The sequence below is a fragment of the Bdellovibrio sp. HCB117 genome, assembly GCF_047305915.1.
GTDB lineage: Bacteria > Bdellovibrionota > Bdellovibrionia > Bdellovibrionales > Bdellovibrionaceae > Bdellovibrio > Bdellovibrio bacteriovorus_B.
Genome location: NZ_CP178622.1, coordinates 1,375,638 through 1,390,975, shown reverse-complemented (window position 1 = coordinate 1,390,975; position 15,338 = coordinate 1,375,638). Strand labels below are relative to the sequence as shown.

14 protein-coding genes are annotated in these 15,338 nt (G+C 46.3%); 5 read left to right on the top strand and 9 right to left on the bottom strand.

Annotated features, from left to right (window positions below):
* Positions 1-111 precede the first annotated feature (111 nt).
* Positions 112-1,134, top strand: coding sequence for an aldo/keto reductase (locus tag ACLWBD_RS06645; protein ID WP_413570160.1), 1,023 nt, complete (start codon positions 112-114; stop codon positions 1,132-1,134).
* Here ACLWBD_RS06645 and ACLWBD_RS06640 read toward each other — a convergent pair whose 3' ends face one another.
* The 3 genes from ACLWBD_RS06640 to ACLWBD_RS06630 are packed head-to-tail and all read right to left on the bottom strand — an operon-like array spanning position 1,135 to position 4,240.
* On the bottom strand, positions 1,135-2,163 hold the full coding sequence (locus ACLWBD_RS06640; protein ID WP_413570159.1) for a serine hydrolase: 1,029 nt from the start codon (positions 2,161-2,163) through the stop codon (positions 1,135-1,137).
* Complete coding sequence (locus tag ACLWBD_RS06635; protein ID WP_413570157.1) at positions 2,160-3,200, bottom strand: serine hydrolase; 1,041 nt, start codon at positions 3,198-3,200, stop codon at positions 2,160-2,162. The genes ACLWBD_RS06640 and ACLWBD_RS06635 overlap by 4 nt, the downstream gene beginning before the upstream one ends.
* Positions 3,179-4,240, bottom strand: a complete 1,062-nt coding sequence (locus tag ACLWBD_RS06630; RefSeq protein ID WP_413570155.1) for an acyltransferase family protein — start codon at positions 4,238-4,240, stop codon at positions 3,179-3,181. The genes ACLWBD_RS06635 and ACLWBD_RS06630 overlap by 22 nt, the downstream gene beginning before the upstream one ends.
* A gap of 126 nt (positions 4,241-4,366) precedes the next feature.
* On the opposite strand from ACLWBD_RS06630, the gene ACLWBD_RS06625 reads away from it, so the two are divergent.
* Positions 4,367-5,005, top strand: a complete 639-nt coding sequence (locus ACLWBD_RS06625) for a carbonic anhydrase (protein ID WP_063208360.1) — start codon at positions 4,367-4,369, stop codon at positions 5,003-5,005.
* A 104-nt stretch (positions 5,006-5,109) separates the two neighbouring features.
* The gene (locus tag ACLWBD_RS06620; protein WP_413570154.1) at positions 5,110-5,244 is read left to right on the top strand and encodes a hypothetical protein; all 135 of its coding nucleotides are present in this window, start codon (positions 5,110-5,112) and stop codon (positions 5,242-5,244) included.
* A gap of 47 nt (positions 5,245-5,291) precedes the next feature.
* Here the strand turns inward: ACLWBD_RS06620 and ACLWBD_RS06615 are convergent, their stop codons facing one another.
* Entirely contained in the window at positions 5,292-5,831 is a 540-nt protein-coding gene (locus ACLWBD_RS06615; protein WP_063208362.1) for a DUF4142 domain-containing protein, read from the bottom strand.
* Positions 5,832-5,951: 120 nt separating this feature from the next.
* On the opposite strand from ACLWBD_RS06615, the gene ACLWBD_RS06610 reads away from it, so the two are divergent.
* Complete coding sequence (locus ACLWBD_RS06610) at positions 5,952-6,173, top strand: hypothetical protein (protein WP_155722575.1); 222 nt, start codon at positions 5,952-5,954, stop codon at positions 6,171-6,173.
* A gap of 105 nt (positions 6,174-6,278) precedes the next feature.
* On the opposite strand, the gene ACLWBD_RS06605 is transcribed toward ACLWBD_RS06610, so the two are convergent.
* The 3 genes from ACLWBD_RS06605 to ACLWBD_RS06595 form a co-directional block, all read right to left on the bottom strand.
* Positions 6,279-9,392, bottom strand: a complete 3,114-nt coding sequence (locus ACLWBD_RS06605) for an efflux RND transporter permease subunit (RefSeq protein ID WP_413570152.1) — start codon at positions 9,390-9,392, stop codon at positions 6,279-6,281.
* A 3-nt stretch (positions 9,393-9,395) separates the two neighbouring features.
* On the bottom strand, positions 9,396-10,670 hold the full coding sequence (locus tag ACLWBD_RS06600; protein WP_063208366.1) for a TolC family protein: 1,275 nt from the start codon (positions 10,668-10,670) through the stop codon (positions 9,396-9,398).
* A gap of 118 nt (positions 10,671-10,788) precedes the next feature.
* Positions 10,789-11,250, bottom strand: a complete 462-nt coding sequence (locus tag ACLWBD_RS06595; RefSeq protein ID WP_063208471.1) for a host attachment protein — start codon at positions 11,248-11,250, stop codon at positions 10,789-10,791.
* 136 nt (positions 11,251-11,386) lie between these two features.
* On the opposite strand from ACLWBD_RS06595, the gene ACLWBD_RS06590 reads away from it, so the two are divergent.
* Entirely contained in the window at positions 11,387-12,520 is a 1,134-nt protein-coding gene (locus ACLWBD_RS06590; protein ID WP_063208368.1) for a hypothetical protein, read from the top strand.
* Here the strand turns inward: ACLWBD_RS06590 and ACLWBD_RS06585 are convergent, their stop codons facing one another.
* Both ACLWBD_RS06585 and kefC read right to left on the bottom strand, forming a co-directional pair.
* The gene (locus ACLWBD_RS06585) at positions 12,521-13,522 is read right to left on the bottom strand and encodes a Ppx/GppA phosphatase family protein (protein WP_413570150.1); all 1,002 of its coding nucleotides are present in this window, start codon (positions 13,520-13,522) and stop codon (positions 12,521-12,523) included. It abuts the gene before it with no gap.
* On the bottom strand, positions 13,519-15,330 hold the full coding sequence (gene kefC, locus ACLWBD_RS06580; protein WP_413570148.1) for a glutathione-regulated potassium-efflux system protein KefC: 1,812 nt from the start codon (positions 15,328-15,330) through the stop codon (positions 13,519-13,521). Before kefC ends, ACLWBD_RS06585 begins: the two co-directional genes overlap by 4 nt.
* Positions 15,331-15,338: the final 8 nt, after the last annotated feature.

Sequence of the window (15,338 nt, the reverse complement as noted above, 5' to 3'; positions counted from 1 at the left end):
ACCGTCTCATATTCATTCGAATTGTTTCCGGAAAGGAAAAACTCAATTCGGTTTTTACCGGATTGTTTCTGGTTCAAAACTAACCTAGGCTAAATACCGTTAGGAGATGCTATGGAATACAGAAAATTATTAGGCAGTGGTCTTGACGTACCTGTGATGAGCTTTGGAACAGCGACTTTCGGCGGCGGCAATGAGTTTTTTAAAGCGTGGGGAAGTACAGACCTCAAAGAAGCCCAACGGCTGATCGGAGTTTGCTTAGACAATGGCTTGAACCTTTTTGATACCGCCAATGTTTATTCTCAAGGCATGTCCGAAGAAATTTTGGGTGCCGCCATTGAAGGTAAGCGCCATCAAGTTTTGCTTTCTACAAAGTCAACTTTCAGGATGGGAGAAGGTCCTAACAAATCAGGATCGACTCGTTGGAACATCATGAAGGAATGCGAAGACAGCCTTCGCCGTTTGAAAACGGATTATATCGATCTTTATACTATGCATGGATTTGATGCGAATACTCCCGTGGAGGAAACTCTGCGCGCGCTGGATGATCTGATCACTGCGGGTAAAATTCGCTATATTGGGGCCTCCAATTTTTCAGGCTGGCATTTAATGAAATCACTGACGGTTTCAGAACGCTATGGATGGAGCAAATATGTAGCTCACCAAGCCTACTACTCTTTAGCCGGCCGTGAATTTGAATGGGAATTGATGCCACTTGCCTTGGATCAAAAAGTGTCGACATTTGTTTGGAGTCCACTAGCTGGAGGCGCTCTCTCAGGAAAATTCCGTCGCAATCAGCCTCCTCCCGCAGGAAGCCGCTCCTCGCAAATTGATTTTGTGGTGTCTGCGAAATCAGATGCTTTACACAATATCGTCGATGCTTTGGATGAAATTTCCAAAGAAACCGGTAAGACGATTCCCCAAGTGGCGTTAAACTGGGTGATGAATCGACCTTCTGTGACAAGCATTGTGATTGGTGCGCGCAACGAAGAACAACTCAAGCACAATTTCGGAGCTTTGGGTTGGAAGTTGTCAGCAGAGCACGTAGAAAAACTTGATAAAGTCAGTGCCGTAAAACCTATTTATCCGTACTGGCATCAGCATGGTGACAGAGAGCTTATTCCTTCACCAATCTAGTTAGAAGTTCTTAAAGGCGCCCTCCTCAGTGAGGGCGTCTGCCATTTTCTTTAAGGCTTTTTCTGCCCCCGCCTGATCAAGATACTTTTCCGCACAAGCCACGATCACTGTCTTTTGTTGCGCATTCTTTTTGGAAGTGACAATTCCCACATTGCACATGCGAGCGACCTGAGTCCCCGTCTTTTGTGCAAAAAGGATGTCGTTCGGAAGGCCGGCTTTCAGTCGATTTTCGCCCGTTTTCATTTTTTGCATGTAAGTTAAAACAAGCTCTGTGTGCTTTTTATTAAGAATTTGTCCTTGGGAAAGCTTTTCTAACAACGACCCGAAACTTCGTAAGCTTGTCGAATTCAATCCACGCCCATAATATTTTTCAAACGCCTCTTCGATACTGGTCGCTTTTAATTCACTAGTAGGAACTTGAATCCGTTTAACGAAAGCTTCATAGCGTTTTGAAACGGGAAATTTCTTCAGCTCAATAAAATCCATGTTGGACAGTGTGCGCGCTTTGGGATGAATTTCTGAATAGGCATCATAACGCACTTGCAGAATGGTGGTTAAAGGAGCAAAGTCCGGCGCTAATTCATGGGTGGTCTTATTGAGAGTCTCTATTCCCATCAATTTGATCAACATGTCAGTCGCCGTACTGTCGGATTGTTCCAGCATATTTCTTAGCAGATGTTGCACGGTAAAACTTTTTCCGGGATCCTGCCAAAGTAAGTCTCCAGCGCCGTCGACGTAATCACTTTGCTTTAACGTCAGTTTTTTTTGCAGATCTATGTGTCCCTTTTCCACTTCTTTAAGCAGAGCAATCGCCACTGGGATCTTGATGGTCGAAGCCAGATACCATCTTTTATCAGCTTGAAATTCGCAGATAGATCCGTCCTTCAAAGATTTTACGAAAATCCCGAGATCTCCCGGAAAGGAGTCATCAAGCTGCGACATATTCGTCAAACAAGAAGCCGTCCAATTTTTCTGAGCCACCGCAGGAAAGGCCAATAGCCATGTCAGAAAAACGACGGCGAATTTCATAGAATGCCCGCCTTATGTAAAACCGTGCCGACACTTTTTAAAGCGGACTCCGCCATGTCCAAGGATTCAAAGTCTTTGACACAAGCGGCGATCACAATCCCTGTTTTCAGTTCGGATTTTTTATCCCAGGCGATGCCGAAATCACAAATACGCGAATGCTGTGTCCCCGTTTTATGAGCAAAGGAATATTTCTTGGGAAGTCCTGCTTTGATGCGACGTTGACCGGTTTGCACTTTCGTCATCGTATCGATCAGAAACTTCTGTGTGGAATCCCCCAATATTTTTCCTTCAGCCACTTTCTCTAGAAGTTCAGCATAGGCTTTCAAGGTCGCGGAATTGAGTTTCTTAGAATAGTAATTGTCGTAAGCCTCGTCCAAGGTTTTACATTTAAACTCTTTCGTATCCACACCTAGCATTTGTGACAGACGACGAAATTTCACTTCATCCCCTTGTGAACGCTTTAGCAAAATAAAATCCGGCCCTTGAAGTTTTTCTGACGACGGATGCACTTCGGAATAAAGACGGCGGCGAACATCGGCTAATGTGGTGATCGCGGTGAATCCGCCAGGAACTAAATCCTGAACGCAGCTGTTCACAGACTCTAATCCGGCCTGGCGAATCAAAAGATCACTCGCGGTGTTATCGCTATATATAAGGGCCTGCTCCATTAGAAATTTTACGGAGAGTTTGCTTCCGGCTTTTTTTGAGTTCGTGTAACCCGCGCCATCCACGAAGTCCTCTTTACGAAGTTCAATCTGCGAATCCAAAGTGTACTTCTTCTGATCCACCTGACGAAGATTTTCCAATACAATTGGAAGCTTCACTCCTGAAGCCACGTACCACAAGTCATCACCACGATAGGAAAGAATTTCTCCGGTGCTTAGATTTTTGACGAAGACGCCCAATTGAATTGGTTGTTTTGCCTCAAGCTCTTTCAAACTTTCTTCAAAGGTCTTCGAACTCGCCCATGCCGGCGCTTTCACCAGTGTCGCAGTCAAAGCAAAGGTCATGGCTCTTAAGATTCTTTTGAAATCCAATTTTTTACCCTTATCCAAATGGCCGTTAGTAAAATCAATAACAAGGTGAGATTCAAAGCGTGCTGATAGGTTATTTTATGCCAATAATCGAATAAATACCTATAGAAAACGAAGATCACAAAGATGTGAAAGACGAAGGCGCCCAACGCATCAGACCCGATGATGGTCACGGGTTTCAAGACCAAAGCCAGAAGATTTCCTCCCGCTAAACTGAGAGACACTATGAAAAATGCCAGCGACATGCTGAATAACATAAATGAAGCGTCGGGAGGATGTTTGCCTTCGTTCATAGCTAACGAAATCAAAGTTTCTTGCAGATTTTCTGGCGCATGCAAGACGAAAGCGACCGCCAGAAGAAGGCCTCCCGCAAAAATTGAAGCCGCGAGTATCATTCTTCTTTTGATGCTTTCATAACATTTTCGAGTCATCTCACCTAACATCAGTCCGACCATCACAATCGGTAAACGTGTCAGCTGTCCCCAGGTGTAAAAATCCTCGTGCTCAACCAGAATGGCTTTAAGTCCCACACTGCCGAAATCAAAATTGTTGAAAAGATAAATCGCGGTGTACGTTGTAAAGACTATACAGATCAATTGCCCCCACCACCGCAGCTTTTTCCACAACGGAAGGAAGAACGGAATCCATAATAAAGCGATCCCATAGAACCCCAGAATTTCTGAATAAACGGCGAAGGCGCGATACAAAAGAACGTCGAGGATTTCCTGACGTTCATACAAAGAAAACATTTCGACGATACATAGAACCTTATACCAAAAAAGAATTTTCAGCCCGCGAAAGAACAACCTCTTTCTTTTTTGGGGCCAGTCTTCGCGATCCACGGCCGGAACAAATGCCACTGCCAAAGTGATTCCGAAAACCAGAAAAAAACACGTCGAAGCTCCTTTCGTTAAAAGATGAATTGGAACGAGCCCCCATGAAGGGAACTCTTCGAATGGAACAAGCCCTTTAATCCCATGACTTAGGATCATAAGAACGACCGCAATTCCTCGTGCTAAATCAATGGCTCTGATTCTTTCCACAGGATATTTTCGCTACTCATTGTCCTCAGAAGTAGCTGTTTTCCAGCAGAAACAACCACTTAGCTGTGACGCAATGGACCGAGGGTGGAGCTTGAGGCAAGATTCTATCTATCGTATAAAACCAACATGTTGAAAAAAGAAATTGCCCGCCTTCTTACTGGTTTTCGACAATTCAAAGAAAAATTCTATGCAGGGGAAGACTCTGTTTACAGCAAACTGCAAAATGTCCAAAATCCTAAGACGTTGATCATCGGATGTTCGGACTCACGCGTGGATCCTGCGATTCTTTCATCAGCGGGACCAGGCGAGCTTTTTGTGGTTCGTAACGTCGCGAATCTTGTTCCTCCTTGTGATCCCGATGGAGGTCGTCACGGTGTGAGTGCGGCGATTGAGTTTGCAGTCGTCAATTTGCGCGTAGAAACGGTGATCATTCTTGGGCATAGTCAGTGCGGCGGCATTCGCGCCCTTTTAAATCCGGAAAACATCATAGCGGGTGGCTTCCTTCACCAATGGGTGAAGATTGCGGAGCCGGCGAAAAAGCGTGCTATTGCCTTGGCCTCTTCCGATGACTCCGTTCCTTTGTGGAGACTGTGCGAGCACGAAAGTATTCGCACATCGCTAGAGAATCTCAAATCCTTCCCCTTCGTGGCGGAGGCTATTGAAACACGTGGTTTGACACTGTTAGGGATTTACTTCGATATCGAAAAAGGTGAGCTCTTAGAGTTCAACGAAAAAACGGAATCCTTCACCCCGATTCCTTATTAAAATCTGGATTGTAACAAAGGCTCTGCAAAGAGCCTTTTTCATTTGCGAACCTACAAATTTACAAGGCCTCTTCCTCGCGAGATACTGACGGCATCGGAGGACGCATGCCTGAAGAAAAAGATAAAAACCGAAAAGATGTTCCTACACCCTTTAAGTTTTTTCTGGCTCACTCTGTTTGGCTATTTATTATCGGAATTATTCTGGCGGTCGCCGCATACTATAGCTTCTTCAAAAGCTAGAACAAAGAATCCGTCCCTTTTCAAGGACGGACCTTCTTTTATTCCCATTACATAGTCTGATTTGTCGGAGCCATTTTTTGCTGAATCTCTTGAGCTTTCGTCAGGTGCTCTTGCACGTGCGTTTTTGTCTCTTCCAAGAAAGTTTTTAACTTTGGATCTTGCGCTGAAGGAATCAAACTTGAATCCAACTCTGTCAAAAGAGTTTGATGCATTTCGATTTGTTGAGTGATGTAAGTCTTATCGAAGTTTTCATCCTTCATTTTTTTAAGACCGCTCAGCTTATTCTTTGCGTCTTTTTCCATCTCTTTACTTTTTGCGCTGGATTTCATTTTAATCTTAGAATCTTTAGAAACGGACTTTCCTTCTTTTTTATTTTTCTTATGCTCATCCATCATGTGCTTAGCAAAGTCTTTCACTTCGGAATTCTTCGCCTTATCTTCAGCCACATCGCCCGCATCGATTTCCGCTTCATTTGCCACTTTCATGATTTCCATGATCTCACCGTCGGTATAAGTCGCCGCATGCGCTGTTGCGAAAGTGAATGAAGTCGCTAGCAATAAAGCCGATACACATTGTTTTGTATTCATGAGTTCTCCTTGTTGGTTTTTGTTAGTGGTCCCATGCTCAAGGTTTCGTTAAAGAAGCTCAATTGACAAAAAAGTAACGTGTTAATTAACGGTGGGCCGAATCTTGCATCGATCCAAAGCATGAGCACACTAAAAGGACTATTCATACTATCATTGGGTGTTTGTTTGGGGGCCGCAGCCTCGATGACGATGGCTAAAAAAGCGACTTTGAGCAAACGAAGAGAAGCATTTCGCGATGAGGACGAATATGACGAGGTCAACGAAAGTTCGATGGAGTCATTTCCGGCCAGTGATCCTCCGGCATGGAGCAAGACTCCCAAAAATCCTGACGAATATCACTGAGGCGTCGGTGATTTGACGGGGCGAAATGTCCACTCGACCTGGGGCAAAATAAAAAAGGCTCTTGATTTCTCAAGAGCCCTTCTGACTTTTTGCATTTACTAAGGCTTATGCTTCGACTTCATCGCGATGTCTTTCACGACGGTCCCAGCGGGCAAAAAGACTGTACACACAAGGCACCACATAAAGAGTCAGGAACGTCGAAACAAAAACGCCCCCGATCACCGCGATGGCCATCGGTTGACGAGCTTCCGCCCCCGGTCCAAGACTGAGTGCTGCTGGCACCGCACCGGCAATGGTCGCAAATGAAGTCATCAAGATAGGACGCAGACGTGTCGGACAGGCTTCGATCAAAGCCTGATGAACCGAAACATGTTCGGTGTCGCGACGTTGATTCGTAAAGTCCACAAGCAAGATCGAGTTCTTTTTCACGATACCCATGAGCAAAATCAAACCAATCATACTGAAGATATTCAGTGACTGACCACCTATCAAGAGTGCCAAGAAAGCTCCCGAGAAGCTAAACGGCAACGCCATAAAGACCGTGATCGGATCAATAAAGCTATTGAACTGCGACGCAAGTACCATGTAGGCGACAACAAATCCCATGATCAAAGCAAAGATCAAGCTGATAAAGCTTTGCTGGAACTCCTCGGCCGATCCGCTGATTATGACTTTATATTCTTGCGGCAGAATTTTTCGAGCCGCAGCCATCGCTTGATCGGAAGCCTGCTGCTGACTGAGCCCCGGTCCCATATTTCCGTAAATGATGATCGAACGTTGACGATTCTTACGAGAAATCGTTGAAGCCACCGACGCTTCTTTGATATCAACAACATCCGCAATGGGCACAAGCTCGCCACGGTTGTTGCGGACCTTCAACTGACGAATGCGTTCGTGAGGTGCTTGTCCGTTTTCTGCCATCTTCACGCGAATATCATAGCGGTGGCCCCCTTTTTCGTAACTGCCCACAACAACCCCACCCATCATCGCATTGAGGACTTCACCGATAGCGATAACACTCACGCCACGGTCGGAAGCCTTTTTGCGATTCGGGATGACTTGGATTTCTGGAGCACCGGCTTGATAGTCCGAACTTACGTCGGTCATGATTTTCTTATTCTTAAGCTCCTCAACGATGGTTTCTGAGTACTTACCCAACTCATTCCAGTTCGGCCCTTGAATACTGAATTCAACGGGGAAGCCCTTACCACCGCCCCCACCGAATCCTTGCGTCGATGGATCTTGCACCTGAGGTTTTGCATCTGGAATGGTTTTATTAAGGTATTCACGCACCACTTCGATGAACTGCTGCTGTGAAAGCTCTTTTCCTTTTTCTGGATCCTTCCCGCGCTCGCCTTTCGGCTTTAGGTCCACGAAAATGATCGCGTTATTCGCTTCACCACCCGTAAAACCACCCGCCGCAACGAATGTCGATTTCACTTCATTTCTTTTATGAAGGAAGTCCTCGATGATCTTTACTTTTTCATCTGTAAAAGAGATCGCCGACTTCGGCGGATTGCTGATTTGAATCATCAAAGAGCTTTGATCTTGGGCGGGCTGGAACTCCCCTTTGAGGAAAGCCACAGAGCCAAAACTTAGAACAAAGAAGATCAAAGAGGCGAAGATCACCTTCCAACGGTGATTCAAAGAGACCTTCAATGAGCGGGTGTAAAGATCATGCAGGCGTTGATAACCCGCTTCGAAAGTTCTGCCAATTTTAGTTGTTCTTTCACCCGACTCAACAAACTGCGACGCACGCATCGGAGTCAACGTCAGAGCTTCCAGAAGTGAAATCATCACCGCCGCACTCATCGTGACACCGAACTGGAATAAGAAGCGACCGATCAGACCTTCCATGAAGGCAATTGGTAAAAAGATCGCCACTAAAGACACGGAGGCCGCCATCGCCGCAAATGTGATTTCCCTAGCTCCGACAAGCGCCGCATCCTTCTTCTTTTTTCCCATCTCTAAGTGACGGATGATGTTTTCTAAGACCATAATCGCGTCATCGACAACGATACCGATCGCCAAACTAAGTCCCATCAACGTAAAGATATTCAGCGTAAAGCCCGCAAAATAAAGGATAATAAAACTTCCTAAAACGGAAGTCGGAATCGCCAACAAGACGTTGAACGTCGAAGACCAAGATCCTAAGAATAGCCAACACACTAAAGAAGTTAAAATTGCGGCCAAAATCAAAGTCAGAACCAATTCATGAACGGACTCTTCAACGAACTTCGTTCCATCATAGTTCACGACAATTTGCATGCCCTCAGGCAAAGTCTTTTGAATCTCGACGATACGATCTTTCACCGCGTGAGCGACCGACACGGCATTTGATCCACGTTGTTTAACTACGCCAAGACCGACGGCAAACTTTCCATTGGCACGTGCAAACTGGACAACGTCGACGGTGCCTTCTTTAAAGTCAGCGACGCGCTCTAAAGGAATCGGACTGTAGTTGGGTCCCCCGCCGCGAGAATTCACTAGAATATTATGGAATTGATCTAGCTTTTTCGCTTCCCCCAAGGTGCGCAGACTGTATTCCGTCTTATTATACTCTGCTCGACCCGCCGGTGGTTCTGCATGTTCGTTACGTAAGGTCGTGACGACATCGGAAACAGAAAGGGCATATTTATGCAAATCTTCATTACGCACCCACACGCGCAAGTTCGGCTCTAAATAACCAGGCATCCACAGATTTCCGACTCCAGGAACTGTGGTTAAGCGATCGCGAATCTGGTCGTTCACGTAAACCATCATATCCTGCAAAGGCATTTGATTACTTGACACCGACAGCCACATGATTGGGAAATCTTCCGGATTGATTTTCATCACGGTCGGAGGATCCATATCCTGAGGAAGGGCGCCTTGGATTTGCGCCATCTTCGCCTGTACGTCCTGGAAGGCCACATCAATATTGACCTCAAGATCAAACTCAATAGTGACGTCGGCCGTACTGTTTCGAGCAATCGACGTGATATTTTTCACTCCTTGAATACTGATCAAGGCATCTTCAATCGGATCGATCACATCGGCTTCCATCACCTCCGGTGCGGCCCCTTCGTATCTGACCGAAAGAGAGATCACTGGGAAGTCCACGTCGGGAAGTTCACTGACCCCCATGCGCATAAAGCTGATCGCCCCGAATACGATCAAGCCAAACATCAACATCCAAGCAAATACGGGCTTACGGATTGATAAATCGGATAAAGTCATTGTCTAGTCTTCCTTCACTGCCGGCGCTATCATTTCAGCCGCGGCAATTTGCAAACGTACAAGTTCAGATTGAGCCGCAAAGCGCGCTTGGTCTAAAGCGCGCGAAGCCACGCGGAAATCCGTCAACGCGATTTGCACATCGACGTTGCGAGACAGGCCGCGACGATAATCACGCTGAAGAACTTGGTAGTTCTTCTCGGACAGGCTGGTGGCTTTTTCTAAAGCCGCCACCTGATTTAAACGCGATTGATAATTTTCATAGTAGGCGCGAATCTCCTGATCCGCTTGGCGACGCAAACGGGTTAAAGTTAAATCCGCTTCAATTCTTCGGGAGGCGGCCTCGCGCACTTTGGCTTGAGTCGTGCCCCCTTCAAAAATCGGCAAGGTCAACGTAAACTGCACGTCCCACTTTAAGTCTTCACTGAATCCTTCAGGACGCTTCAGGTAATAATTCCCGGCAACATCCAAAGAAGGCCAGTGTCCACCTTTAGCGATTTTCACTTCTTCCTCGGCGGCAGTATACAATTCGCGCGCCGACTTCACGTCATAGCGTTCTTCAATCCGCTTCAAATAATAATCCAAAGAATTGATGCTCTTATTCTTCGTCAGCGCCGGGTCCGTTAAAGTCTCGTTCGCTGGAAGGCCGGTGATAAACGCAAACAGTTCGCGGGCCATTTTTAGGTTTCCGCTGACGATTTGCGATTCCGCTTTCAAGCCAGCCTGGCTGGATTGTGCCGTCAAAACCTCTGAAGAGTTGGATTCACCACGACGTACACGTCCGCTCAACTCAGACACACGTTCGTCATAGAGCTTGATTTGCACTTCCAGGTTTTTTAAATCCTGCTCAAGCGTTAGAATGTTCAGATAAGAATTTGCGACATCTTGATAAAGCTGCAAAAGGGCCTGATTACGGGCCTCTTCCTGGGACTCTAAAAGATCTTTTTGCTGGCGAATCCCAGCAAACTCGCGCAGGCCGCGAAACAAAACTTGATTCGCAGAAAGCGCCACCGTTGTTTGTCGATCCGGAAAGATCTCTTGGGCTAAAGGATCTTTGGCTTCCGGTTGCATGAAGTAAGTCGCTTTGGCCGAGATTTGTGGGTACAAACCGCCGCGCAATTGCGAAACACGTTCTTTCGCTTGCGTGACTTTTGCGTTTTGCAAGCCAACAGTTTCGTTCTTCTGTAAAGCTGACTGATAAGCTTCTTGAAGTGTGGCTGAAAATGCAGGGCTTATTGTTAAAAAAGGAATTATCAACGATAGAAGTGCATGTTTTGACATGGCCCCATTCTTACTTAGAGCTGGAATTTTTCAAAACAAAGATTTTTTATGGCCTCACTGCGGCACGCGGAGCGGATAAGCGGTCGACGACGAGATCATCGGCCGCTTAGTCAGCTAATTAGATAGTTGCAGAGCGTAAATCAGACATCGGCCACAGACGTTCTTTCAAGTCCGTCGTGGTCGCAGCGGTCACAAGATCTTTGGGAATCTCTTGAACAATGCATTGACGTACTTCTTTACTCAATAGTCCGCGCAAGCGACCGAGGCACTGAGGCTCGGCGATAAGAACGAGCTCTTCAAACAAGTGCTGCTGACAAGAATCGTACAAGAATTGCGAAACCTGTTTGGCAAACTCTTGGGCGACGTGTTCCGTCGGAGAATCAATCTTCTCACGCCCCATTCCGTGAGTGGTAAAGCCAGAAACAAAGCTTCCAGGTTTATCGGCGTTGATATCCTGCGCTTTTAATCGGCCTCGAGGATTCGATAGCTTTGTGACGAATTGCACATCTGCGGAGCGGTTGTTTCCATGTTCAAAAATCTTAGCTTCAGAACGGTTGACGACACAAATCCAAGTTTTCATGTTCATCCTCTCTGCTGTAAGTTTGAGGGCCTTCTTTCATTGTAGTGAACTTGGGAATTTTTCCCCACATGACTCCTCACACTGGACTGTCAAATGACTTTTTGTGTTCCTTGTCGGTTGAGAGGATAATGGACACATGATTGAAAAGATGACACACGATGATCTTTTGCGTCTTACATCCGTCCAGGATGGTCCCTGTATCTCCATTTACATTCCGGCGATGCCGTCAAAAACTTTGCAAATGGAATACGAGGCACTGGTCCGTCGTGCCGTGCATCTGCTTTCTTACGACCAAAGAAAAGAAAGACATCAAGAATTGCTCGACGCCCTTTATAACTTTAATCCGGCTGAATTTTTGGAATCTGAAAAAGAAGGTCTGGCGATCTTTGTTAATAAGCATTGGACCGGGTACTACGTCGCAGGTCACGAGTTGCCTTCGAAAGTCGTCGTGGCGGAATCCTTCCATTTAAAACCCCTGATCGAAGATTTGCAAGGACACAACACCTACCACGCCTTGGTATTAACTCCGTCTGAAGCGGTGCTTTTCAGTTGCGATGGCAGCCGGGGCAGCGAGATCCACACCTTTCTTTATCATCATGGCCAGCACAGCAATAGCATGCACTGGAAATATCAGGATGAAACCGAAACCTTCCAAATACCGCATTTAAAATCTCATTCGCGCGGTCGCGGGACTCAGGACAATCACCTCAAGAAAAAATCCAGCGGGAAATTATTCTTGAAATGGATTGAATCGAAAATCTCTAAAGAGACCGGTTATAAAACTTTGCCTCTGTTCGTATTTACTAGTGATATTATTTTTCACGCTTACAAAGAAGTGTCGGCTCACGCGGAGCCTGTTTTGTGTAAAGTGGACCCGACGAAGGGAATTCCTCGTATCGAGGCCATCACTCACCAAGCGAATTTACATATCCAAAAGAATCAGTCCCAACAGCGCAATGTTTCGACGATGGACATTGATGAGATGGCCCGTCAAAAACGGGTTATCGATGATTTGGTGAAAATCTCACGCGCCGCTTTAGGTGGAAAAGTACGAACTCTTTTCATTCGCGATAACAGTGAGATCTGGGGGCAGTTGCATCGAGGCAGCGCGGAAATCACTTTCCATGAAAAACAGCAGGATGCCAAAGACGATGATATTCTTGATGACATCGCCTGTGAAGTCATCCGCCACGGAGGAGAAGTCATTGTCCTTAATGATAAGGACATGCCGACATCTTCACCGGCTGCGGCGATTCTCAATCTTCAGTGATTATTTCGCATGAAGGCTCTGGTAAATAAGTCCTTGTCCTAAAGATGCTTGCACCGTCTCGACTTTTGAGATCCTTAAGGCCTGCATGTAACCCAAAACCAAAGCTAAGTTAGACACATCCGAAATTTTATAATCGCCCTCAAGCTGGCTGTCGTTCAGTTGAGCGCGTTTATTTAAAGCCTCTCCTAGCTGGCCGGACGTAAAATCGTGGGCGCCGGAATGAGCCTGTCTTTGTACGGACGCTGACAACACGCCGCCTACGCCAATCCAACGAGCCTTCGATGCGATCTCTTTAAAGTACTTCGGTACGTTCAAGTATGCGTGATTCTTGGCTAGTTGCAAGGCAGCTTCTTTTTGCATTCCCAGGGGATTCGGCGAAGACACCTCTGCAGGATTTTTAAACTGCAGAACTTGCAAAATTTTATTCTTAAAGGTCACCGAAGCCAGGTCACCTTGATAGATGTGAACCTTGCCGTGATCGCGAGAATACATCTGCATAGATCCACCACCGATGTCCCACACAACCATAAGCTCTGTCGGTTCTATCTTCTTTTGCGCCAGGGCCGACCAATACCCGAGTTCTGCCTCGCGCTCTTGAGAAATAACTTGCACCGGAATACCGATTTCTTCCGAAATCTTTTCTGCTGTCGCCTTCCCGTTTTTAGCGACTCGGAACACGGAAGTGGCCACGCCTTCAATGCGCGTGACTTGAAGATCTTTCATTTTTGCTACGAAGTTTTTAATTTTTGGATAGGCGGCTTGAACTGTCGCTGCGGGAATTTCTTTTGTAGAAGATTTCTCCAGAGCCTCATTTAAAGCTAAAGGCAAACGATCTTCATACAGCACAGAGACGATTTTCTTCGCACAAATATCAACAACCGCCGCGAAGGCCTTTGTCGTTCCCGATCCAAAATCAAGAGCTCCTCTTCTTTCCTCACAATTGTTTGCAAAAGCGAAACTGGCACTGAAGAGAAGGCTTAAAATGAGGACTGACTGTTTCATTGCTCGTTGCTCCATGCTTCTGTGCGCTCTAAATAGTGGTTTTCCTGCTGGAACATTTTTTCTAAATCATCGCGAGCCTGCTTAGAACGAGAGACCATTTCATCCGGGTTGTCACGACGACGGTGAAGCTCTTCCAACATTTGATTGTTGTGGTCCCGGAAAATATTCGCGGCGATCACACTTTGGTACGCCGGCCATCCCAGAGCTCTTAACACGGAAGATCCCATACGCAACGAAGATTCGTAAAGCTCGCGTTCAAAGTTAAAGACGTCGCGATCCATCAAGCGGTACACGTGATCGACATTGCGGGCCCGAGCAAAGATTTTTAAATGCGGAAAGGCCTCGCGCGCTGAATCGATCAGCTTCAGCCCATCATCCATGTCATCAATGGCGACAACCAGAATTTTTGCATGCTGGGCTCCCGCAGCTTCCAGAAGATCCATGCGTGTGGCATCTCCATAATAAACTTTAAATCCAAAACGACGAAGCATTTCAATCTGACTGGGCTCGTGATCTAAGACTGTGGCCTTCACGCGATTGGCATAAAGAAGACGACCAATGATCTGGCCAAACCGACCAAAGCCCGCAATGATAACCGGACTGTGTTCGTCCTCGATCTTATCTTCTTCCATTGTCGAAGCACCGGCGACATAGCGAAGATAGACTTTGTCGTAAAGAAGAACCGTTAAGGGAGTGAACAACATTGAAAGAGCGACTACGGCCGTCAAAGTTCCTACGGTATTCGTATCTAAGACCTTCAAACCTTGAGCCGCACCTAGTAACACAAATGCAAACTCCCCAATTTGAGAAAGAATAATGGCGAAGAAAGGGATCTGCGCTCGCGGCGTTTTAAATAAAAATGCCAATCCCGCGTGCACGACTGTTTTAACTAGGAAGACTAGAAGAACCAACAGAATAAACTGCAAAGGGCTTTCAAGTATCTGCAGCAGATTGACACTCATACCCACAGAGATAAAGAAAAGACCCATCAATAAACCTTTGAATGGTTCGATATCAGTTTCTAAAGCATGTCGATACTCGCTATCCGCTAAAAGGACCCCGGCCATAAAGGCACCTAAGGCCATCGAGATTCCCAATCTTTGCATCAGAAAAGACATCCCGATCACCAGAAACAGGGCAAAAGCCGTGAAGATCTCTCGTAAGTGCAAAGCTCCGATCCAACGCAAGAGATGACGGAGCAACAAGCGACCTAAAACAATAATGGTCGCTAGAACCATCACCACCTCTAAAACACTTGCCCACGGATTTCCGGTGGATTCAGAAGCTGCCGCATTCACAGTCAAAAGAGGAAGTATCGCAATCATCGGGATGACGGCGATATCTTGAAACAATAAAATAGAAAAAGCAGAAGAGCCTGAAGTTGTAGCTAAAAGCTTCTTTTCAGACAGAATCTGCAGACCGATCGCTGTCGATGAAAGCGCAAAGGCCATTCCGATGAGAATAGAGACAGCCGTGGTTTGCGCGAAAAAGAACTTCACGATCAAGCCAATCACAACGCTTACTGAAAGAACTTGCAAGCCGCCCAACCCAAAAATAGACACCCGCATGTCCCACAGTTTTTTGGGTTCAAGCTCAAGGCCAATCAGGAACATCAAAAGCACCACACCAAATTCGGAAATGTGCATGATGTCTTCGACACCGGCGATAACCTTAAGACCATAAGGGCCGATAATCATTCCCGCCAGGAGATACCCCAGAACCGATCCCAACCCTAAGCGTTTGCAAATCGGCACGCAGATCAAAGCAGAAACCAAGAACACTAAAATATAAAACAAACCAGATTCCATCGTCTTTG

Coding starts and splice junctions, on each gene's coding strand:
- ACLWBD_RS06625 (WP_063208360.1), top strand. CDS start 4,367: ATGTTGAAAAAAGAAATTGCCCGCCTTCTTACTGGTTTTCGACAATTC.
- ACLWBD_RS06595 (WP_063208471.1), bottom strand. CDS start 11,250: ATGAAAACTTGGATTTGTGTCGTCAACCGTTCTGAAGCTAAGATTTTT.
- ACLWBD_RS06600 (WP_063208366.1), bottom strand. CDS start 10,670: ATGTCAAAACATGCACTTCTATCGTTGATAATTCCTTTTTTAACAATA.
- ACLWBD_RS06590 (WP_063208368.1), top strand. CDS start 11,387: ATGATTGAAAAGATGACACACGATGATCTTTTGCGTCTTACATCCGTC.
- kefC (WP_413570148.1), bottom strand. CDS start 15,330: ATGGAATCTGGTTTGTTTTATATTTTAGTGTTCTTGGTTTCTGCTTTG.
- ACLWBD_RS06585 (WP_413570150.1), bottom strand. CDS start 13,522: ATGAAACAGTCAGTCCTCATTTTAAGCCTTCTCTTCAGTGCCAGTTTC.
- ACLWBD_RS06640 (WP_413570159.1), bottom strand. CDS start 2,163: ATGAAATTCGCCGTCGTTTTTCTGACATGGCTATTGGCCTTTCCTGCG.
- ACLWBD_RS06610 (WP_155722575.1), top strand. CDS start 5,952: ATGAGCACACTAAAAGGACTATTCATACTATCATTGGGTGTTTGTTTG.
- ACLWBD_RS06645 (WP_413570160.1), top strand. CDS start 112: ATGGAATACAGAAAATTATTAGGCAGTGGTCTTGACGTACCTGTGATG.
- ACLWBD_RS06615 (WP_063208362.1), bottom strand. CDS start 5,831: ATGAATACAAAACAATGTGTATCGGCTTTATTGCTAGCGACTTCATTC.
- ACLWBD_RS06620 (WP_413570154.1), top strand. CDS start 5,110: ATGCCTGAAGAAAAAGATAAAAACCGAAAAGATGTTCCTACACCCTTT.
- ACLWBD_RS06605 (WP_413570152.1), bottom strand. CDS start 9,392: ATGACTTTATCCGATTTATCAATCCGTAAGCCCGTATTTGCTTGGATG.